Source organism: Streptomyces sp. NPDC088157 (assembly GCF_044741545.1).
Taxonomy (GTDB): domain Bacteria; phylum Actinomycetota; class Actinomycetes; order Streptomycetales; family Streptomycetaceae; genus Streptomyces.
The window spans coordinates 881,694-900,386 of the sequence record NZ_JBIUSU010000001.1; the positions used below are offsets into that span (position 1 = coordinate 881,694).

The following is an 18,693-nucleotide window of genomic DNA, read 5'->3' on the forward strand; positions in this document are numbered from 1 at the left end:
CAACGAGGAGGCACCGCCATGGCGGGAACCGAGGCGGGAACGGAAGCGGCCGTCGAGACGGCCCTCGGCAAGCTCGACCTGGACGCCAAGACCCGGCTCCTGGCGGGCCAGGACATGTGGTCGCTGCCCGAACTCCCCGAGATCGGACTGAAGTCCCTTGTCATGTCCGACGGCCCCGTGGGTGTCCGGGGGGTGCGCTGGACCGCCGACGACCCGTCCGTCGCCCTGCCCTCCCCGACCGCCCTGGCGGCCGGCTGGGACCCGGAACTCGCCCACCGCGCAGGCGTCCTGCTCGCCCAGGAGGCCCGCCGCAAGGGCGTCCACGTCCTGCTCGCCCCCACGGTCAACCTGCACCGCTCCCCGCTCGGCGGCCGCCACTTCGAGGCCTACAGCGAGGACCCGTACCTGACGGGCGTGATCGGCGCGGGCTATGTGAACGGCGTCCAGTCCGGCGGCGTCGGCACCACCGTCAAGCACTTCGTCGCCAACGACGCCGAGACCGACCGCTTCACCGTGAACAACCTCGTCGGCGAACGCGCCCTGCGCGAGCTGTACCTGGCCCCCTTCGAGGCCATCGTCGAGAACGCCCACCCCTGGGGCGTCATGACCGCCTACAACACGGTCAACGGGGCCACGATGACCGAGCACCACCACCTGGTCAACGAGATCCTGCGCGGCGAATGGGGCTTCGACGGGTTCAACGTCTCCGACTGGATGGCCGCCCGCGACACCGTGGGCGCCCTGAGGGGCGGCCTCGACGTCGCCATGCCGGGGCCGCAGACCGTCTACGGCGAGGCCCTCGCCGAGGCGGTACGCGACGGCCGGCTCGACGAGTCCGAGGTCGACGAGGCCGTCCGCCGCGTCCTGCGCCTGGCCGCCCGTGTCGGCGCCCTCGCGGACGTCGAACCGGCCGTCACCGAGCCGCCCGCCCCGGTCGACGGCGAGGCCCTGGCCCGTGAACTGGCCCGCCGCTCGTTCGTCCTGGTCCGCAACGAGGACGGCGCGCTGCCGCTCAGGCCCGGCACCGTCGCCCTCATCGGCGCGGCCGCCCGTGACGCCCGCGTCCTCGGCGGCGGCTCCGCGACCGTCTTCCCGCTCCGCACGGTCTCCCCGCTCGAAGGTCTCACCGCCGCGCTCCCCGAGGGCGCCCTCGGTTACGCCGTCGGCGCCGACCCCACCACCGAACTCGCCGTCGCCGACAAGGGCTTCGAGCTGCGGGCGGTCTGCCGCGACGCCGCCGGAACCGTCATCGGCACCGGCTCCGCCCCGAACGGCCAGATCCAGTGGATGGGCTCGGACCTCCCCGAGGGCGTCACCCACGACACCCTCCACACGATCGAGCTGACCGGCACCTTCACCCCGCGCGAGAGCGGCCCGCACACCTTCGGCACCAAGGGCACGGGCGCCTTCACCCTCACCGTCGCCGGGACGACGTACTACGACGACGTCCAGCTCCCCGCCGACGACAGCGACCCCTTCGAGGCGTTCTTCGGCTCCCCGGAGCCTCGCGCGCAGGCCGAACTGACCGCCGGCGAGCCGGTCGAGGTCTCCCTCACCCATGTCTTCGCGCTCCCCGAGGACATCCCCTTCAAGGCCATCGCCTTCGCCCTGGCCCACCAGGAACCGCAGCGCGACCCCGACGACCTGATCGCCGAGGCGGTCGAGGCGGCGCGGGCCGCCGACACGGCCGTCGTCGTGGTCGCCACCACCGAACGCGTCGAGTCCGAGGGCTTCGACCGCAAGGATCTGCGCCTGCCCGGCCGACAGGACGACCTGGTCCGTGCCGTCGCCGCCGCCAACCCGAACACCGTCGTGGTCGTCAACACCGGCTCCCCGGTGGAGCTGCCGTGGCGCGAGGACGTCGCGGCCGTCCTGCTCAGCTGGTTCCCCGGCCAGGAGGGCGGGGCCGCGCTGGCGGACGTCCTGACGGGCGCCCACGAACCCGGCGGCCGGCTCCCCACCACCTGGGGCTCCCTCACCGACGCCCCGGTCACCGAGGTCACCCCCACCGAGGGCGAACTCCGCTACTCCGAGGGCGTCCTCATCGGCTACCGGGCCTGGGAGAAGGAGGGCCGCACCCCGGCCTTCCCCTTCGGCCACGGCCTCGGCTACACCGACTGGACGTACGAGTCGGCCGACATCACGGGCTCCACGATCACCGTGCGGATCCGCAACACCGGCGAGCGGCCGGGCCGCGAGGTCGTGCAGGTCTACCTCGCCCCCACCGGGACGGCCCCGGCGACCGGAAGCCCGGTACCCGAGCGCCCGGTCCGCTGGCTGGCCGGCTTCGCCGGCGTCGAGGCGGGCCCGGGGGAGAGCGCCGAGGTGACCGTGGAGATCCCCACCCGCGCCTTCGAGGTTTGGGACGAGGCGGAGCACCGGTGGTCCCTTGTGAAGGGTTCGTACGAAATCCAGGTGGGCCGTTCGATCGCGGACCGCAGGATCACCGCGACGATTAACGTGTGAACCGGCGTTCGTCGCCCCGCTGACAGCCCCGGTCCGGGACCTGACCCCTGGACCGGGGCAACATCTTTCTCCGGCTCCGTTCCGCGGGCCCTACCGGACCGAGAAGCCGTACACCGTCTCCGACCGGTACCGGGCCCCCGGCCGCAGCACCGTGCTCGGGAACTCCGGCCGGTTCGGCGAGTCCGGGAAGTGCTGGGTCTCCAGCGCGACGCCCTCGCCGGGCTCGAAGGGCTCGCCCAGATGGTCGGCGGTGTACAGCTGGAGACCCGGCTCGGTGGTGGCCACCGTCAGCACCCGCCCGGACGCCGGATCGTGCAGCTCGGCCACCTCGACCGGCGTGTCCGTGACGCCCTTGTCGAGCACGAAGTTCTGGTCGAGGCCGGAGCCGACCTTGCGGGCCGCACGGAAGTCGAAGCGGCTGTCCGCCACCTGCGCGAGCTCACCCGTCGGAATCCGGTGCGCGTCGACCGGCGTGTACCGGGAGGCGGCCAGCCGCAGTTCGTGGCCGACGGCGCTGCCGCTCCCGGGCCCGCCCAGGTTGAAGTAGCTGTGGTTGGTCAGGTTCACCACCGTCGGCGCGTCCGTGACCGCCTCGTACACGAACCGCAGCGCCCCCGCCGCGTCCAGCGTGTACGTCGCCGTGACCTCCAGGCGGCCCGGGAAGCCCTCCTCGCCGTGCGGGGAGACCCGGCTGAGCCGCAGCCCGTGCTCGACCGGCTCGGCGTCCCACACCCGCTTGTCGAAGCCGCGCTCGCCGCCGTGCAGGGAGCCCGGCTCGTCGTTCGGCGCGAGCGCGTAGGTCAGCCCGTCCAGCGGGAAGCGGGCGTGCCCGATCCGGTTGGCGTACCGCCCGACCAGCGCACCGAGATAGGGCTCCGGGTGCGCGACATAGCCCTCCAGACCGGCGAACCCCAACACCACGTTCGCCGCGTGCCCGTCACTGTCCGGCACCTCGACGGACTGCACGATCCCGCCGTACGAGAGGACCCGCACCCGTGTGCCCGCCCGCTCCAGGGTCCAGCGGTGCACCGCGGTGCCGTCGGAAAGTGTTCCGAAGTGTTCGCTCATGAGCGAAACCCTAAGTCACGAGGTCTTCGCGGTGACTCCTCGATAGGCCATCTCCGCGAGCCGCGCCTGTCCGTCCTTGCTCGGGTGGAACCAGTCCCAGTGACTCAACTGGTCGGTGCCGAACCTGAACTCGTACACCGCGCCGCCGTCGAACCGGCACCGCACGTCCTTCGCGCAGACTTCCGCCAGCACCGAGTTGTAGGCCTCCACCCGCTTCTGCACGGTGTCCCGGCGCAGCGTCGCCGCCGAGTCCAGGGCGTCCGCGTCGCCCAGCATCGACGGGCACAGGCCCAGCTTCCACACCTGCTTGCCCAGCGCGTTCGTCCGCCCCTGCGACCACAGCCGCTTCAGGTTCGGCACGCTCGTCACATACACCTGCGTCTTCGGCAGCGCCCGGCGCAGCGTGCTCAGCGCGTCCTGGAACTCCGCGCGGAAGTCGGCCACCGACGTCATCGCCGCCGTCGAGTCCCGGCAGGCGTCGTTCGCGCCCGCCATCACCGTCACCAACTGCGGTTTCTCGGCCGCCGCCTGGGTCATCTGGGCCGGCAGGTCCGCCATCCGCGCGCCGGTCGCCGCGTAGTTCCAGCTGTGCGTCACCGCCTTCGCCGGGCCCAGCAGCCGGACGGCGAGGCTGTTCACCTCGGCACTGCCGCCGGTCGCCCAGGACACCTCCGGGCAGTCCGCGAGCACCGTACACGCGTCGAAGCCGCGCGTGATCGAGTCGCCCACCGCCGCCACCGAGGAGGGACTGGAGTCCCACAACGGGGCCGGCGACGGCGACGGCTTCGCCTGCCGGGTCTGTGTGCCCGAGGACCCCTCGCCGTCGCCGCCCCCCAGCGAGTCACAGCCGGCCAGGCCCAGGACGGCCGCCGTCGTGCCCGCGAGCACGGCCCGCGCGTGCCGGTTCCGTTTCCGCATCCGCTGGTGTTCCCCTCGCTCCTCGAAACAACGCCCCCCTATGACAACGCGCGGGAGTTCCCGGCGAAGCACACCCACAAGATGGAACGCCGCACGCCCGCACAGGCGTCCTGCCGGGTGAATGGCGGAGGTTTCAGGGCACTGGGACCGACGGTACGTCACACTCCTTGCGCCGCCGCACGGTAGCCTCGCCATCAACACGGCTGCCTGCCACCGCCGCCATGCCAGCCTGCAAGACTGTCCCGCTCTGCCCGGAGGTCCCGGTGACGACACGTGGAGTTCTGTACGTGCACTCCGCGCCGCGCGCGCTGTGCCCGCACGTCGAGTGGGCCGTCGCCGGGGTGCTCGGCACGCGCGTCAACCTCGACTGGATCCGGCAGCCCGCCGCGCCCGGCACCTGGCGCTCGGAGTTCTCCTGGAAGGGCGAGGCCGGCACGGCGTCCAAGCTGGCCTCCGCACTGCGAGGCTGGCACCTGCTGCGCTTCGAGGTCACCGCCGAGCCCTGCGCCACCGCCGAGGGCGAGCGCTACAGCTGCACCCCCGACCTCGGCATCTTCCACGCCGTCACCGGCATCCACGGCGACATCCTCATCCCCGAGGACCGGCTGCGCGCGGCCCTGCTGCGCAGCCAGCGCGGCGAGACGGACCTGGAGGCCGAACTCTCCAAGCTCCTGGGGAAACCGTGGGACGACGAGCTGGAACCGTTCAGATACGCGGGCGAGGGAGCTCCGGTGCGCTGGCTGCACCAGGTGGTGTGAGATCACCGGAACGACGTGAAGGGCCCCACCTCCCGAGGTGGGGCCCTTCACGTGCTCTACAGGCGGCTGAGTACGGGTGCTTCTCAGACCGTCCGGAACGCCAGGACGACGTTGTGCCCACCGAACCCGAACGAGTCGTTCAGGGCGGCGATACGGCCCTCGACGGGCAGCTTGCGCGCCTCGCCCCGCACGATGTCCGCGTTGGCCTCGGCCTCGGGGTCGAGGTTCTCGACGTTGATGGTCGGCGGAGCGACCCGGTTGTACAGCGCCAGGATCGTCGCGACGGACTCCACGCCGCCCGCGCCGCCCAGCAGGTGACCGGTCATCGACTTGGTCGCGGAGACCGCGAAGTGGTCCGCGTCGTCGCCGAAGACCTTGCGCAGCGCCTTCAGTTCGGCCACGTCACCGGCCGGCGTCGAGGTGGCGTGCGCGTTGACGTGCACGATCTCGGCCGGGTTCAGGTCGGTGTTGTCCAGCAGGTTCTGCAGGGCGTGCGCGATGCCGCGGCCCTCGGGCTCCGGCTGCACGATGTCGTGGGCGTCGGAGGAGATGCCCTGGCCGACCGCCTCGGCGTACACCCGGGCGCCGCGCCGGGCGGCGTGCTCGGCGGACTCCAGGACGATCACGCCGGCCCCCTCGCCCATGACGAAACCGTCGCGGGCGACGTCGTAGGGACGCGAGGCGCCCTGCGGGTCGTCGTTGTTCTTGGACATCGCCATCATGTTGCCGAACGCGGCGATGGGCAGCGGGTGGATCGCCGCCTCCGTACCACCGGCGACGACGACGTCGGCACGGCCCGTGCGGATCATCTCGATGGCGTAGCCGATGGCCTCCGCGCCCGACGCGCACGCCGAGACCGGCGTGTGCACGCCCGCGCGGGCGCCCACGAGCAGACCCACGTTGGCGGAGGGGCTGTTGGGCATCAGCATCGGCACGGTGTGCGGGGAGACGCGGCGGACGCCCTTCTCCTTGAGCACGTCGTACTGGTCGAGCAGGGTGGTCACGCCGCCGATGCCGGAGGCGATGACCGCGCCGAGCCGGTCGGGGTCGACATGGCCCTGGCTGCCGTCCGACGCGCCGGCGTCCGACGGCGTGGTGCCGGCCTTGCCGGAGAAGCCGGCGTCCTTCCAGGCTTCCTGGGCCGCGATCAGCGCGAACTGCGCCGAGCGGTCCAGCTTGCGGGCCTGCGGCCGCGGGATGACCTCGAGGGGTTCCACCGCGACCGGGGCCGCGATACGGACGGCCTGGTCGGCCGCCCACTCCTGGTCCAGGACCTTGACACCGGACTTACCGGCGACCAGACCCTCCCAGGTAGAGGCTGCGTCGCCACCCAGCGGTGTGGTTGCGCCGATACCGGTGACGACCACGGTGCGATTGGTCGGGCTCACGGATTCTTTCTCCAACGTTACGAGGATTCAGCGGCGCCACCGCCGGGTGGCGGGGCAGTTCAGCCCAGGGACCGGTTGATCAGGCCTGGTTCTTGAGGATGTAGTTCGTCGCGTCGCCGACGGTCTTGAGGTTCTTGACGTCCTCGTCCGGGATCTTGACCTCGAAGCGCTCTTCGGCGGCGACGACGACCTCGACCATGGACAGCGAGTCGACGTCCAGGTCGTCGGTGAAGGACTTGTCCAGCTGGACGTCCTCAACCGGGATGCCGGCGATCTCGTTCACGATGTCGGCGAGACCGGCGACGATCTCTTCCTGAGTGGCGGCCATTTGGCGCTCCTTCTTTGATATTCCAGAGGGTGTGGCATGGGGTTTCTCCCGCACCGGACCGGATGATCCGGCACGGAGTGCCTAGGGGAGGGTAACGACAGTGGCGGCGTAGACGAGACCCGCCCCGAATCCGATGACGAGCGCGGTGTCGCCGCTCTTCGCCTCGCCGGTCGCCAGGAGCCGCTCCATCGCGAGCGGGATCGAGGCGGCCGAGGTGTTGCCGGTGGTGCGTACGTCACGGGCGACCGTGACGGACTCCGGCAGCTTGAGAGTCTTCACCATCGAGTCGATGATCCGCTCGTTGGCCTGGTGCGGGATGAAGACGTCGAGTTCGTCGGCGGTGATGCCGGCGGCGTCGAGCGCCTCCTTGGCGACCTTCGCCATCTCGAAGACGGCCCAGCGGAAGACCGCCTGGCCCTGCTGCGTGATCGCGGGGAACTTGACGTTGCCCTCGCTGTCGAGCGGGAGGTTGGTGACGTCGCCGATGTGATATTCGTGCCACGACACGGTCTGCTTGATCGTCTCGGACTTGTCGCCCTCCGAGCCCCACACCGTCGGGCCGATGTGCGGCTCGTCGGAGGGGCCGACCACGACCGCGCCCGCGCCGTCGCCGAACAGGAAGGCCGTCCCGCGGTCCTCCAGGTCGGTCAGGTCGGACAGCCGCTCGACGCCGATCACGAGCACGTACTCGGCGGAACCTTCCACCACCATGCCCTTGGCGAGGGTCAGGCCGTAGCCGAAGCCCGCGCAGCCGGCCGAGATGTCGAAGGCGGCGGCCTTGTTCGTGCCGAGCTTGTCGGCGATCTCGGTGGCGACGGCCGGCGTCTGCTTGAAGTGCGAGACGGTCGAGACGACCACCGCGCCGATCTGCCCGGCGCTGATCCCGGCGTCGGCGATGGCCTTGCCGGACGCCTCGACCGACATGGCGGCGACGGTCTCCTCGTCGTTCGCCCAGTGCCGGGTCTCGATGCCGGAACGCGAGCGGATCCACTCGTCGGACGAGTCGATTGTCTCGAGGATCACCTCGTTGGGGACGACCCGGACGGGCCGGTAGCCACCGACCCCCAGGATGCGCGCGTACGGGGAGCCCTTGCTGGGCTTGATCTTCGCCATCAGGGCTCCTCAGGCGACGCCGTGCTCGGCGATGAGCTCGCGAGCGGCGTCGAGATCGTCGGGGGTCTTCAGCGCCAGCGTCTTCACACCGGGCAGGGCACGCTTGGCGAGGCCGACCAGGGTGCCGCCGGGGGAGACCTCGACGAGCGCGGTCACGCCGAGCTCCTTGAAGGTCTCCATGCACAGGTCCCAGCGCACCGGGTTGGCGACCTGGCCGACCAGCCGCTCCAGGATCTCGGCGCCGGTGGCGACGGACTGCCCGTCGCGGTTGGAGACGTAACGGATCTTCGGGTCGGCCGGCGTGAGCTCCACGGCGGCCTTGGCGAGCGCCTCGACGGCGGGGGCCATGTGGCGCGTGTGGAAGGCGCCGGCGACCTTCAGCGGGACGACCTTGCGGACGCCCTCGGGCTTGTCCTCGTTCAGCGCGGCGAGCTGCTCCAGCGTGCCCGCGGCGACGATCTGGCCCGCGCCGTTGATGTTGGCCGGGGTCAGACCCAGCTTCTCCAGGTGCGCGACGGAGACCTCGGGGTCACCGCCGAGCAGCGCGGACATACCGGTCTCGGTGATCGCGGCGGCCTCGGCCATGGCCAGGCCGCGCCTGCGCACGAGGGTCAGCGCGGCGGTGTCGTCGAGGACGCCGGCGAAGGTGGCGGCGGTGATCTCGCCGACGCTGTGGCCGGCGACGGCGGCGGGGGCCACCTCGCCGAGTGCCGTCGCGGACAGGATTCCGGCGGCCACCAGCAGCGGCTGGGCCACCGCGGTGTCACGGATCTCGTCCGCGTCGGCCTGGGTGCCGTAGTGGGCGAGGTCCAGGCCGATGGCGTCCGACCACGCGGCGACGCGGGCTGCGGCACCGGGGAGTTCGAGCCAGGGGGTCAGGAAGCCGGGCGTCTGGGCGCCCTGGCCGGGAGCGACGAGTACGAGCACTCTCACACTCTCTCTTGTGGACGGCCGAAGCCGCCCGTGGGGACAGGGACGAAGAACGGCAGGGGGTTTTGTGGAGCCCCGACAAAAGCCTAGGTCTGGGGATCGCCGTCGACCAGACGCCCCAGGATCAGTGCGATCCGGAGCGTGAACGCGGAGCGTACATCCGAAGGCGACCAACCGGTGACGTCAGTCACACGTCGAAGCCGGTAGCGCACGGTGTTCGGATGAACGAAGAGCATCCGGGCGGCCCCTTCGAGACTGGACGCCTGTTCGAGGTAGACGGCGAGCGTCTCCAGGAGCGCGGAGCCGGCCTCCTCGAGCGGTCTGTAGATCTCCTCCACCAACTGCTCGCGCGCGCCGGGATCACCGGCGATCGCGCGCTCCGGCAGCAGATCGTCCGCCAGCACCGGCCGCGGTGCGTCCTGCCAGGCGGAACCTGCCTTGAGCCCGGCCGCGGCGGCCTGTGCCGACCGGGTCGCGGCGAGCAGGTCGGGCACGACGGGCCCGGCCACCACGGATCCCGCGGCGAACGGCCCGATCAGCGACCTGGCGACGGCGAGCGGGTTGTCGCTGCCACCTGCGATCACGACCAACCGGGAACCGAGCACCCCGGTGAGCACCTGGAGCTTGGCGTGCCGCGCGGCGCGCCGGATCGCCTCGACCGTCAGCTCGGAGTCCCCGTCGGGCGCGGTCCCGAGGACCACGCAGACATGCTCGGGCGCGTTCCACCCCAGGGCGGCGGCCCGGCTCACCGCTCCCTCGTCGGCCTCGCCGCTCAGCACGGCGTTCACGACGAGCGACTCCAGCCGGGCGTCCCAGGCGCCGCGTGCCTCGGCGGCCTGGGCGTAGACCTGGGCGGTGGCGAAGGCGATCTCCCGGGCGTACACCAGGAGCGCCTCGCGCAGCACGTTCTCGTCACCGGGGGCCGCGACCTCGTCGATCGCGGACTCCATGACCTCGATGGTGGTCCGCACCATCTCGACGGTCTGCCGCAGCGTGATGGCCCGGGTCAGCTCGCGCGGCGCGGTCCCGAACACATCCGTGGAGATGGCCTGCGGGGCGTCCGGATGCCGGAACCACTCGGTGAAGGCCGCGATGCCCGCCTGGGCGACCAGCCCGATCCAGGAACGGTTCTCCGGGGGCATCGCCCGGTACCACGACAGTGTCTCGTCCATCCGCGCGATGGCCTGGGCGGCGAGACTTCCGGAGGACTTCTCCAGCCGCTTCAGCGTCGCGGGGTGGGGGTGGACGGCGTGCGCCGCGGGATCGGGGTGAGTGGTTTCGGGTTCGGGCACGGGACAAGACTGCCTTATCGGGACGCGGGCGTGCGCCGCCGGGTCGCGGGCGACGGCGGCGCGCGGTCGTCACTCGGTCATCGCACGGAGGGCGGCGGGTCTACCGTGGACGAGTGATGGACGTACGGCGCACCGCTGAGCGCTACCGAGGCGGGGACCCGGCGGCCGGGATCGACACCTGGCACGCCTTCTCCTTCGGCCCGCACTACGACCCCGGCAACCTCCGCTTCGGTCCGCTGATCGCCTGCAACGAGGAGCGCCTCGCGCCCGGCGCCGGCTTCGACGAGCACCCCCACAGCCACACCGAGATCGTGACGTGGGTGATCGAGGGCGAGCTCACCCACCGTGACTCGGCCGGTCACGAGACGCTGGTGCGCCCCGGGGACGTACAGCGGCTCGGCTCGGCGGGCGGCGTACGGCACGTGGAACGCAACGACGCCGATGTGCCGCTGGCCTTCGTCCAGATGTGGCTGTCCCCGTTCGCCCCCGGCGGCGATCCGTCCTACGAGCTGGTCCGCGGTATCGCCGACTCGACCCCGTACGCCGTCCCGGAGGCGGGCGCGCTGCTGCACGTCCGGCGACTGGGCGCGGGGGAGCGGACGGCGGTGCCGGACGCGCCCCACGTCTACGTCCACGTCGTACGCGGCGAAGCCCGCCTGGACGGCGAGAAGCTGGCGGCCGGGGACGCGGCGCGCATCACGGACGCGGAGGACGTGGAGGCGGTGGGCGTGACGGACACGGAACTGCTGATGTGGGCCTTCAGCCCGGGGGGCGAGGAACTCGGCCCCGCACCTCGGCCAGCACCGCGTCCGTGAAAGCGGGCCACGCCTCGACCGCCCACGGCCCGAACGCCCGGTCCGTCAGGGCGACTCCGGCGACGCCCGCCCCGGGATCGACCCACAGGAACGTACCGGACTGCCCGAAGTGACCGAAGGTGCGCGGGGAGGAGGAACTCCCCGTCCAGTGCGGCGACTTGGAGTCGCGGATCTCGAAGCCGAGCCCCCAGTCGTTGGGGTTCTGGTGCCCGTACCCCGGCAGCACGCCCTTCGTCCCCGGGTACTGGACGCTCATCGCCGCCGCCACCGTCCGCGGATCCAGCAGCCGTGGCGCCTGCACCTCCGCCGCGAACCGCAGCAGGTCCTCGACCGTCGAGACGCCGTCCTTAGCCGGGGAGCCCTCCAGGGAGGTGCCGGTCATCCCCAGCGGCTCCAGCACCGCCTGCCGCAGATACTCCGCGAACGGGATCTCCGTCGCCTTCGCCAGGTGGTCGCCGAGCTGCTCGAACCCGGCGTTGGAGTACAGCCGCCGCTCTCCAGGAGGCGCCGTCACCCGGTGCTCGTCGAAGGCCAGCCCGGACGTGTGGGCGAGGAGATGGCGGACCGTGGCCCCGGGCGGCCCGGCCGGCTCGTCCAGCTCGATCGCCCCCTCCTCGTACGCGACGAGGGCGGCGTAGGCGGCCAGCGGCTTGGTGACCGAGGCCAGCGGGAAACGCCGGCCGACGGGGCCATGGGTTCCCAGGACCGTACCGTCGGCCCGTACGACACCCGCCGAGGCGGAGGGAACCGGCCAGTTCTCGATCGACGCGAGGCTCTTGAGCGACATGCGGTCGAGACTATGCCGCTCAGAGCAGCAGCTCCATCAAGGGGTCCGGCTTGGGCCTGAAACCCAGGGCGGCGTAGAGCGGTGCGGCGTCGGCGGACGCGGTGAGCTGTATCTGTACGGCGCCCCGGGCCCGGAACCAGTCCAGCAGCGCGTCCATGCACGCGCGCGCGTACCCGCGTCGGCGCGCGTCCGGGTCGGTGGCGACGCTGAAGACGAAACCGATGGTCCCCCGCGGGTTGCCGGCCCGCCCGATCCGGTACTCGATCGTCCCGACGACCAGCGCGGCCAGCGCGCCCGGCCGCTCCGGGTGGTCCACCACGAAGGCCGCGAAGTCCCCGTCGGGCCCGGACAGCCGCTCCCGCAGCGTGGGCAGCGACTCGGCGTGCCAGCCGGTGGAGGAGTCCACCGACGACATCGAGTCGATCATCACTTGGCGCAGCCGCAGCACTTCGGCGGCATCCTCGGGCAGGGCACGGCGTACAGGACTCATGCCCCGCACGCTAACCAGCGTGATCAAGCCGCGTCCCCCGGTTTTCTTACCGATTCCGCTTGCTTGGAGCGCACTCCAAGGCCATAGCGTGGAGGCCATGACGGTGTTGCAGACCACGCCCGTGACCATCGAGCAAACCCAGAACCCCTCGCAAGTCTGCGCCGCGCCACCCCCGCGGCACCCCCGTCCGGACGGGCAGGACAGTTACACGATCAGCGAGGTCGTCGCCTTCACCGGCCTCACGGCACACACCCTGCGCTGGTACGAGCGGATCGGGCTGATGCCCCACATCGACCGCTCGCACACCGGCCAGCGCCGCTACAACAACCGGGACCTGGACTGGCTCGACCTCGTCGGGAAGCTGCGGCTGACCGGGATGCCGGTCGCCGACATGGTGCGGTACGCCGAGCTGGTGCGGGAGGGCGAGAACACGTTCGGCGAGCGGTACGAACTCCTGGAGGCGACCCGGCGGGACGTCCGGGCCCGGATCGCCGAACTCCAGGGCACCCTGGCCGTACTCGACCGGAAGATCACGTTCTACGCGGACGCCACCGGCGTCCGGTACCAGGAAGCGGAAGGGACCGCCCGATGACCGACCACAGGATCCCGACGGCCCGACTCGGCGGGAACGGCCCCGAGACAGGCGTCCAGGGCCTCGGCTGTATGGGCATGAGCTTCGCGTACGGGCCCACGGACGCGGAGGGTTCCCGGGCCACCCTTGAGCGCGCCCTGGAGCTGGGCGTCACGATGTACGACACGGCGGACGCCTACGGCGCGGGGGAGAACGAGAAGTTCCTCTCCCCCTTCTTCAGGGCCCACCGCGACGAGGTCGTGATCGCGACCAAGTTCGCGCTGGCGATACCGCCGGACGACCCGACCCGGCGGATCATCCGCAACGACGCGCCGTACATCCGCCAGGCCGTCGAGGCGAGCCTGAAGCGGCTGGACGTCGACGTCATCGACCTCTACTACATGCACCGGCGCGATGTGAACGTGCCGATCGAGGACACCGTCGGGGTGATGGCCGAGCTGGTGCGCGAGGGCAAGGTCAAGCAGCTGGGCCTGAGCGAGGTGACGGCCGCCGAACTGCGCACGGCGCAGGACGTCCACCCCATCGCCGCGGTGCAGTCGGAGTGGTCGCTGTTCAGCCGCGACATCGAGGCCCAGGTGGTCCCGGCGGCCCGCGAACTGGGCGTGACCCTGGTCGCGTACTCGCCGCTCGGCCGGGGCTTCCTCACCGGCTCCTTCGCCGACGCCGACCAGGACCTCACCGCCGACGACTTCCGCCGTCAGCAGCCCCGCTTCACCGGTGACAACGCCGCCGTCAACGGGACCCTCCTGGACCCGATCCGCGCGATCGCCGAGGCACACTCGGCGACGCCCGGCCAGATCGCCCTGGCCTGGGTCCAGCAGCAGTCCCAGGTGCACGGCCTGTCGGTGGTCCCGATCCCGGGCACCCGCAAGCCGGGCCGGGTGGAGGAGAACACGGCGGCGACGGCCATCCGGCTGACGGAGGACGAACTCGCCCTGCTGGAACCGATAGCGGGCAAGGTGGCGGGCGACCGCTACGCCGACATGAGGTTCACTTCCGCGGGACGTGAGTGAAGGCCTCCGTCCTTCGGCCTACAGTTCGGCCAGCAACTCGGCCTTCTTCACGGAGAACTCCTCGTCGGTGACCAACCCGGCCCGATGCAGCTCCCCGAGATGCCGAATCCGCTCGGCGATGTCGGCGGGGTCCCGGCGCGGCGCGGTCGTGGCCGGGACCGCCGCCGCGGCTCCGCGCCCGCGGACCGCCGCGAGGACCGCCGCCGCGAACGGCAGCGACTCGTGCACCGGCCCGTACCCCAGGCCGAAGACGACGGACGCCGGGTCCTGGTCGGCCTGGGCCGGAGCGGCCTCGCCGTTCAGCAGCCGCAGATGCCCCTCGAACACCTCGGGCGACCGCCACTCGACGCCGCTCAGTTCGGACACGGCGAAACTCTGGTCGCCGGCCTTCCACTTCGCCGACGAAGCCCCTGTCCAGAACCACCGGAAGCGCACCGTGCGCCCGTCGAACGAGGCCTTGCCGTCGTACGCCTTGAACGACAGCGGCACTTCGGGAGCGTCCACCAGGAAACGTTCCGCCGGGCCGGACCCGGTCAACCGCGCCCGCAGCTCCTCGGCGTAGTACTCGGCGAGCGTCTCCTGTTCGGCGGGCAGCACCAGCCGGTAGGGGTCGCACGCTTCCTTGAGCTGTCCCTCGGCCGCCTCCATCAACGGATCGGCTCCCGGCCGCGGCTCCGCCCGGAGCACGACCGTCCCGCGTTTGCCCGCGGTCAGCGTCACCCGGCCGATGGCAGCCAGCGGAATCCGGCGCTCGCCCAGTGCCGACAGCAACTTGGGCGTGCGCAACCCCCGTTCGTAGCGGATGAGGACGGAATCGGACTCGAACTCCCAGGCGGCATGAAATCCGGCCAGTACGTCACCCATGCGGCTCATCGTATGCGGGACACCCATTCTTCGTCCCCTCCCCGCGCGCACCGCAATTCCTGCGTCTCTACGCGCGTCCGGCCTCTGTCGTATCGGACAAACCCGCCGTGCAGGCGGCATCGTCATGGGCGCACCGCACCGAGTGGTACGCGCCAGTGCCGATCTCGGCGAAGTTGCGCAGGCTGTCCGTGCCCGGTTGGAAGTAGCCTCCGTGGCCCTCGGCCTCCCGCGCGGACAGCACCCGTGCGCCGAACTCCTTCGCCATCGGGTCCTCGCCGTGCCCGAGGCCCCCGACCTCCAGGTGCGGCACGTCCTGTACCCAGTCGTCGGCGTCCCGCATGGCCCACACCCTGGCGTCGGTGCCCAGTTGGGCCGCCTTCTCCACCCGCATCCCGGGGCTGCCGGCCACCGCGATGTCGGCCACCCGGTCCGGCATCGCGTGCGCGGCGACCCCGCAGACCACGGAGCCGTAGCTGTGGCAGAACATCGAGACGGGCGCGCCCCCCGGCAGCGCGGTGAGCAGGGCGTTCAGCCGGACGGCGCCGTTCTCGGCGCGCATCGCGGTGGCCGAGTCGATGCCGAGGCCGTCGGGGGAGGTGTAATCGGCCCAGGCGATCACGGCCGTACGCGTCGAGGGGCTCGCCTCGCCCTCGGCCGCGTAGAGGGCCCGGGCCATGCCGTAGGGCGCCGAGTACTTGCGGTTCGTGCGCTGGAAGGTGAGCAGGTCGGTGTCGACGCCGGGGACGACGACGGAGATCCGCTCGGCCCTGTCCAGGCTGCCGAACACCTCGGCGACCCGGCCGGAACCCTCCGGGTCGAAAGCGAGGATCTGCCGGTCGGCGGTGCTCATCGACTCGTAGCGCTGCATGCGCCGACCGGCCAGCTGCTGCCCCGAGGGCGTGAGCCGTTTGTCGTGCGTACGCGTCCGCTCGAGCCGCACCTGCTGGTGCAGGGCGACCCGGTTGGCGCGGTAGCGCAGTTCGACGGGGGCGCCGTTCATGTTGCCCACCGCGAGCGCGTAGTCGTGCGCGAGCGCGGTGCGCTGCGGGGCGGTCAGCGAGGCGAAGAAGCGGGCGAGCCGGGCCGGGGCGGAGCCGGGGTCGGGCAGCCGGCGGCCGTCCAGCCGGCCGTGCTCCCACGCGGCGCGCGAGGTCTGCAGGGCGGTGGTCTCCCGCTGGTGGCGCAGGGCGGTCCAGCCGGTGGTCGTCAGCATCACGAACACCACGGCCAGGGCGGCCAGTGCGCGCCAGACGCTGAGTTGCGGGGAGGTGTCGAAGGAAGTCACTGAAAGGACACACTAGGAGAACGAGAGGGTCTCGGGTGACCCAAGTGACGGGGATCACGTTTCATCGAGCGTGGGAATGGTCATAAAGCCCTCTAGGCCTCTACGGCCGTCGCGGGCCGTCAGGCCTCGCGCCAGTTTCCCAGCAGCGCGGGTCCCACCCCGTCGAGGTACTGGGACGTCAGCGCGCGGATCCCCTCCAGGCTGAAGTCCGCGCCCGTGGACCACTGGCGTTCCGTCACCCGCATCACCCCGCTGAACACGGCCACCGCCAGCCGGGGCCGCGGATCGGCGTCCACGTCGAGCCCCTCACGCTCGGCGATCACCCGCGCGAGGTCCTCCTCCACCTCCACCGAGCGCCGCAGATGCGCGGCGAGCAGCACCGGGGTCGACTCGACCACCCGGTACATGCGCAGATACAGCTCCACGGGTACGACGGACTCCACGACCTCGTTGATCGAGTGCCAGCCGTCCAGCACCGCCTGGCGCAGCGCCTCCATCGGCGCCTCGTGCGGCGGGCGTTCGCGCACCGCCTCGACGAACCGCGCCACCGTCATCTCCACCAGGGCGAGCGCGGCCTCGTCCTTGCCGTCGAAGTAGCGGAAGAAGGTGCGCTGCGAGACGTCGACGGCGGCGGCGATCTCGTCGACGGTGGTCCGCTCGTACCCCCGCGAGGTGAACAGCTCCACGGCGGCGCGCAGCAGCGCGTCCCGGGTGCGCTGCTTCTTGCGCTCACGCAGAGTTTCCATGATGTGTCAGTTACCGACTTATGAACTCGTTTGTCAATTGTCAGCGGCTGTCACTAACCTCGAACGCATGACCAGTCAGACCACCATCGACACGACGGGGCCGGGCGGCAAGGCACCGGCAGGCCCGTCGGACGGACCGCCCGCCAAGGGGCTGCGCGGCCACCCGTGGTTCACCCTCATCACCGTCGCCGTCGGCGTCATGATGGTGGCCCTCGACGGCACCATCGTGGCCATCGCCAACCCGGCCATCGCCAGCGACCTGGGCGCCACCTTCGCCCAGGTCCAGTGGATCACCAACGCCTACTTCCTCGCCCTCGCGGTCTCCCTGATCACCGCGGGCAAACTCGGTGACCGCTTCGGCCACCGCCAGACGTTCCTGATAGGCGTCGTCGGCTTCGCCGCCGCCTCCGGCGCGATCGGTCTGTCCAGCAGCATCGGCGCCGTGGTCGCCTTCCGGGCGCTCCAGGGCCTGTTCGGCGCCCTGCTGATGCCGGCCGCGCTCGGGCTGCTGCGCGCGACCTTCCCGGCCGAGAAGCTCAACATGGCCATCGGCCTGTGGGGCATGGTCATCGGCGCGTCCACCGCCGGCGGCCCGATCCTCGGCGGTGTCCTCGTCGAGCACGTCAACTGGCAGTCGGTGTTCTTCATCAACGTGCCGGTCGGCGCCCTCGCCCTCGTCCTGGGCGTGGTGATCCTCCTGGACCACCGGGCCGAGAACGCCCCGCGCTCCTTCGACCTCCTCGGCATCGCCTTCCTCTCGGGCGCGATGTTCTGCCTGGTCTGGGCCCTGATCAAGGCTCCGACCTGGGGCTGGGCCGACAGCCTGACCTGGGCGTTCCTGATCGGCTCCGCCGTGCTCTTCGCGGCCTTCGCCTTCTGGGAGACGAAGGTCGAGGAGCCGCTCATCCCGCTGGCGCTGTTCCGGTCCGTCCCGCTGTCGGCGGGTGTGGTCCTCATGGTCCTGATGGCGATCGCCTTCATGGGTGGCCTGTTCTTCGTGACGTTCTACCTCCAGAACGTGCACGGCATGAGCCCGATCGACGCGGGCCTGCACCTCCTCCCGCTGACCGGCATGATGATCGTCGGCTCCCCGCTCGCGGGCGCCGCGATCACCAAGCTGGGCCCGCGCATCCCGCTGGCGGGCGGTATGGCCGCCACCGCGATCGCCATGTACGGCATGTCCACGCTGGAGACGGACACCGGCAGCGGTCTCATGTCGATCTGGTTCGCCCTGCTGGGCTTCGGCCTCGCGCCGGTCATGGTCGGCGCGACGGAGGTCATCGTCGGCAACGCCCCCATGGAGCTCTCGGGCGTGGCGGGCGGTCTTCAGCAGGCGGCCATGCAGATCGGCGGCAGCCTCGGCACGGCCGTACTGGGCGCCGTGATGGCCTCCAAGGTCGACGGCGACCTGCCCGCCAACTGGAAGGGCGCGGGCCTGCCCGAGCTCACCCCGGCTCAGCTGGACCAGGCCTCCGAGGCGGTCCAGGTCGGTGTGGCGCCGGTGGCGAAGGGCACTCCTCCGGAGGTCGCCGCGAAGATCGCGGACGTCGCCCATGACACGTTCATCTCCGGCATGAGCCTCGCCTCCCTGGTCGCCGCCGGGGTGGCGGTCGTCGCCGTCTTCGTCGCGCTGCTCACCAAGCGGGGCGAGAACGCGGAGGCGGGCGCGGGCGTCGGTCACATCTGACGGAACTTCAACAAGTTTCCCCTATCAGGGTGACAACGCTAAAGGTTCCTCGCCTCCGGAGCGCGCCGCAGGCCACAGTGGATCAACCGGGCGGGTGCCGACCCGGCTGGTGCTGATCGCGTAGGACTCGCTCGCCGAGCGGCCGAGCGGCGT

General features: G+C 71.5%; 18 protein-coding genes. 6 read left to right on the plus strand and 12 right to left on the minus strand.

The window, feature by feature from the left end:
- Window positions 1-18 precede the first annotated feature (18 nt).
- Entirely contained in the window at window positions 19-2,466 is a 2,448-nt protein-coding gene (locus tag ACIPFH_RS03685) for a beta-glucosidase H (protein ID WP_401822711.1), read from the plus strand.
- A gap of 90 nt (window positions 2,467-2,556) precedes the next feature.
- On the opposite strand, the gene ACIPFH_RS03690 is transcribed toward ACIPFH_RS03685, so the two are convergent.
- Complete coding sequence (locus ACIPFH_RS03690) at window positions 2,557-3,534, minus strand: aldose epimerase family protein (RefSeq protein WP_401822713.1); 978 nt, start codon at window positions 3,532-3,534, stop codon at window positions 2,557-2,559.
- 15 nt (window positions 3,535-3,549) lie between these two features.
- Window positions 3,550-4,452 (minus strand): SGNH/GDSL hydrolase family protein, encoded by a 903-nt coding sequence (locus ACIPFH_RS03695; protein ID WP_401822714.1) that lies wholly within the window; start codon window positions 4,450-4,452, stop codon window positions 3,550-3,552.
- A gap of 263 nt (window positions 4,453-4,715) precedes the next feature.
- Here ACIPFH_RS03695 and ACIPFH_RS03700 point away from each other — a divergent pair, with 263 nt between their 5' ends.
- On the plus strand, window positions 4,716-5,210 hold the full coding sequence (locus ACIPFH_RS03700) for a DUF3145 domain-containing protein (protein WP_054238125.1): 495 nt from the start codon (window positions 4,716-4,718) through the stop codon (window positions 5,208-5,210).
- A gap of 83 nt (window positions 5,211-5,293) precedes the next feature.
- On the opposite strand, the gene ACIPFH_RS03705 is transcribed toward ACIPFH_RS03700, so the two are convergent.
- The 5 genes from ACIPFH_RS03705 to ACIPFH_RS03725 all read right to left on the minus strand — a co-directional run bounded on the left by ACIPFH_RS03705 (window position 5,294) and on the right by ACIPFH_RS03725 (window position 10,261).
- The gene (locus tag ACIPFH_RS03705; protein WP_401822716.1) at window positions 5,294-6,598 is read right to left on the minus strand and encodes a beta-ketoacyl-[acyl-carrier-protein] synthase family protein; all 1,305 of its coding nucleotides are present in this window, start codon (window positions 6,596-6,598) and stop codon (window positions 5,294-5,296) included.
- Between the two features lie 79 nt (window positions 6,599-6,677).
- Complete coding sequence (locus tag ACIPFH_RS03710; RefSeq protein ID WP_020126931.1) at window positions 6,678-6,926, minus strand: acyl carrier protein; 249 nt, start codon at window positions 6,924-6,926, stop codon at window positions 6,678-6,680.
- Window positions 6,927-7,007: 81 nt separating this feature from the next.
- Window positions 7,008-8,039, minus strand: coding sequence for a ketoacyl-ACP synthase III (locus ACIPFH_RS03715; RefSeq protein WP_401822718.1), 1,032 nt, complete (start codon window positions 8,037-8,039; stop codon window positions 7,008-7,010).
- Between the two features lie 9 nt (window positions 8,040-8,048).
- Window positions 8,049-8,966 (minus strand): ACP S-malonyltransferase, encoded by a 918-nt coding sequence (locus ACIPFH_RS03720; protein ID WP_401822720.1) that lies wholly within the window; start codon window positions 8,964-8,966, stop codon window positions 8,049-8,051.
- A gap of 89 nt (window positions 8,967-9,055) precedes the next feature.
- A complete protein-coding gene (locus tag ACIPFH_RS03725; protein ID WP_385272188.1) occupies window positions 9,056-10,261 on the minus strand; it encodes a PucR family transcriptional regulator in 1,206 nt (401 codons plus the stop codon).
- 116 nt (window positions 10,262-10,377) lie between these two features.
- On the opposite strand from ACIPFH_RS03725, the gene ACIPFH_RS03730 reads away from it, so the two are divergent.
- Window positions 10,378-11,076: a pirin family protein gene (locus ACIPFH_RS03730; RefSeq protein ID WP_401823737.1), complete on the plus strand. Its 699-nt coding sequence runs from the start codon at window positions 10,378-10,380 to the stop codon at window positions 11,074-11,076.
- On the opposite strand, the gene ACIPFH_RS03735 is transcribed toward ACIPFH_RS03730, so the two are convergent.
- Window positions 11,021-11,863 (minus strand): serine hydrolase domain-containing protein, encoded by an 843-nt coding sequence (locus tag ACIPFH_RS03735; RefSeq protein ID WP_401822722.1) that lies wholly within the window; start codon window positions 11,861-11,863, stop codon window positions 11,021-11,023. The genes ACIPFH_RS03730 and ACIPFH_RS03735 overlap by 56 nt on opposite strands.
- A 19-nt stretch (window positions 11,864-11,882) precedes the next feature.
- Window positions 11,883-12,353, minus strand: a complete 471-nt coding sequence (locus tag ACIPFH_RS03740; RefSeq protein WP_401822723.1) for a GNAT family N-acetyltransferase — start codon at window positions 12,351-12,353, stop codon at window positions 11,883-11,885.
- Window positions 12,354-12,450: 97 nt separating this feature from the next.
- On the opposite strand from ACIPFH_RS03740, the gene ACIPFH_RS03745 reads away from it, so the two are divergent.
- Window positions 12,451-12,945 carry a MerR family transcriptional regulator gene (locus ACIPFH_RS03745; protein ID WP_356247637.1) on the plus strand — a complete coding sequence of 165 codons (495 nt, stop codon included), beginning with the start codon at window positions 12,451-12,453 and terminating at the stop codon, window positions 12,943-12,945.
- A complete protein-coding gene (locus tag ACIPFH_RS03750) occupies window positions 12,942-13,958 on the plus strand; it encodes an aldo/keto reductase (protein WP_401822725.1) in 1,017 nt (338 codons plus the stop codon). The genes ACIPFH_RS03745 and ACIPFH_RS03750 overlap by 4 nt, the downstream gene beginning before the upstream one ends.
- A gap of 18 nt (window positions 13,959-13,976) precedes the next feature.
- On the opposite strand, the gene ACIPFH_RS03755 is transcribed toward ACIPFH_RS03750, so the two are convergent.
- From ACIPFH_RS03755 to ACIPFH_RS03765, 3 genes are all read right to left on the minus strand, one after another.
- The gene (locus ACIPFH_RS03755; RefSeq protein ID WP_401823739.1) at window positions 13,977-14,831 is read right to left on the minus strand and encodes a DUF4429 domain-containing protein; all 855 of its coding nucleotides are present in this window, start codon (window positions 14,829-14,831) and stop codon (window positions 13,977-13,979) included.
- A 58-nt stretch (window positions 14,832-14,889) separates the two neighbouring features.
- A complete protein-coding gene (locus ACIPFH_RS03760; RefSeq protein ID WP_401822727.1) occupies window positions 14,890-16,107 on the minus strand; it encodes an alpha/beta hydrolase in 1,218 nt (405 codons plus the stop codon).
- Between the two features lie 119 nt (window positions 16,108-16,226).
- Complete coding sequence (locus ACIPFH_RS03765) at window positions 16,227-16,853, minus strand: TetR family transcriptional regulator (protein WP_401822729.1); 627 nt, start codon at window positions 16,851-16,853, stop codon at window positions 16,227-16,229.
- A 67-nt stretch (window positions 16,854-16,920) separates the two neighbouring features.
- Between ACIPFH_RS03765 and ACIPFH_RS03770 the strand changes: the two genes are divergently transcribed.
- Window positions 16,921-18,540 (plus strand): MFS transporter, encoded by a 1,620-nt coding sequence (locus ACIPFH_RS03770; protein WP_401822731.1) that lies wholly within the window; start codon window positions 16,921-16,923, stop codon window positions 18,538-18,540.
- Window positions 18,541-18,693: the final 153 nt, after the last annotated feature.

Excerpts from the sequence above, each read along its gene's own strand:
- ACIPFH_RS03685 (WP_401822711.1), top strand. The coding sequence starts at position 19 with ATGGCGGGAACCGAGGCGGGAACGGAAGCGGCCGTCGAGACGGCCCTC.
- ACIPFH_RS03690 (WP_401822713.1), bottom strand. The coding sequence starts at position 3,534 with ATGAGCGAACACTTCGGAACACTTTCCGACGGCACCGCGGTGCACCGC.
- ACIPFH_RS03695 (WP_401822714.1), bottom strand. The coding sequence starts at position 4,452 with ATGCGGAAACGGAACCGGCACGCGCGGGCCGTGCTCGCGGGCACGACG.
- ACIPFH_RS03710 (WP_020126931.1), bottom strand. The coding sequence starts at position 6,926 with ATGGCCGCCACTCAGGAAGAGATCGTCGCCGGTCTCGCCGACATCGTG.
- ACIPFH_RS03715 (WP_401822718.1), bottom strand. The coding sequence starts at position 8,039 with ATGGCGAAGATCAAGCCCAGCAAGGGCTCCCCGTACGCGCGCATCCTG.
- ACIPFH_RS03730 (WP_401823737.1), top strand. The coding sequence starts at position 10,378 with ATGGACGTACGGCGCACCGCTGAGCGCTACCGAGGCGGGGACCCGGCG.
- ACIPFH_RS03735 (WP_401822722.1), bottom strand. The coding sequence starts at position 11,863 with ATGTCGCTCAAGAGCCTCGCGTCGATCGAGAACTGGCCGGTTCCCTCC.
- ACIPFH_RS03740 (WP_401822723.1), bottom strand. The coding sequence starts at position 12,353 with ATGAGTCCTGTACGCCGTGCCCTGCCCGAGGATGCCGCCGAAGTGCTG.
- ACIPFH_RS03745 (WP_356247637.1), top strand. The coding sequence starts at position 12,451 with ATGACGGTGTTGCAGACCACGCCCGTGACCATCGAGCAAACCCAGAAC.
- ACIPFH_RS03750 (WP_401822725.1), top strand. The coding sequence starts at position 12,942 with ATGACCGACCACAGGATCCCGACGGCCCGACTCGGCGGGAACGGCCCC.
- ACIPFH_RS03755 (WP_401823739.1), bottom strand. The coding sequence starts at position 14,831 with ATGAGCCGCATGGGTGACGTACTGGCCGGATTTCATGCCGCCTGGGAG.
- ACIPFH_RS03765 (WP_401822729.1), bottom strand. The coding sequence starts at position 16,853 with ATGGAAACTCTGCGTGAGCGCAAGAAGCAGCGCACCCGGGACGCGCTG.
- ACIPFH_RS03770 (WP_401822731.1), top strand. The coding sequence starts at position 16,921 with ATGACCAGTCAGACCACCATCGACACGACGGGGCCGGGCGGCAAGGCA.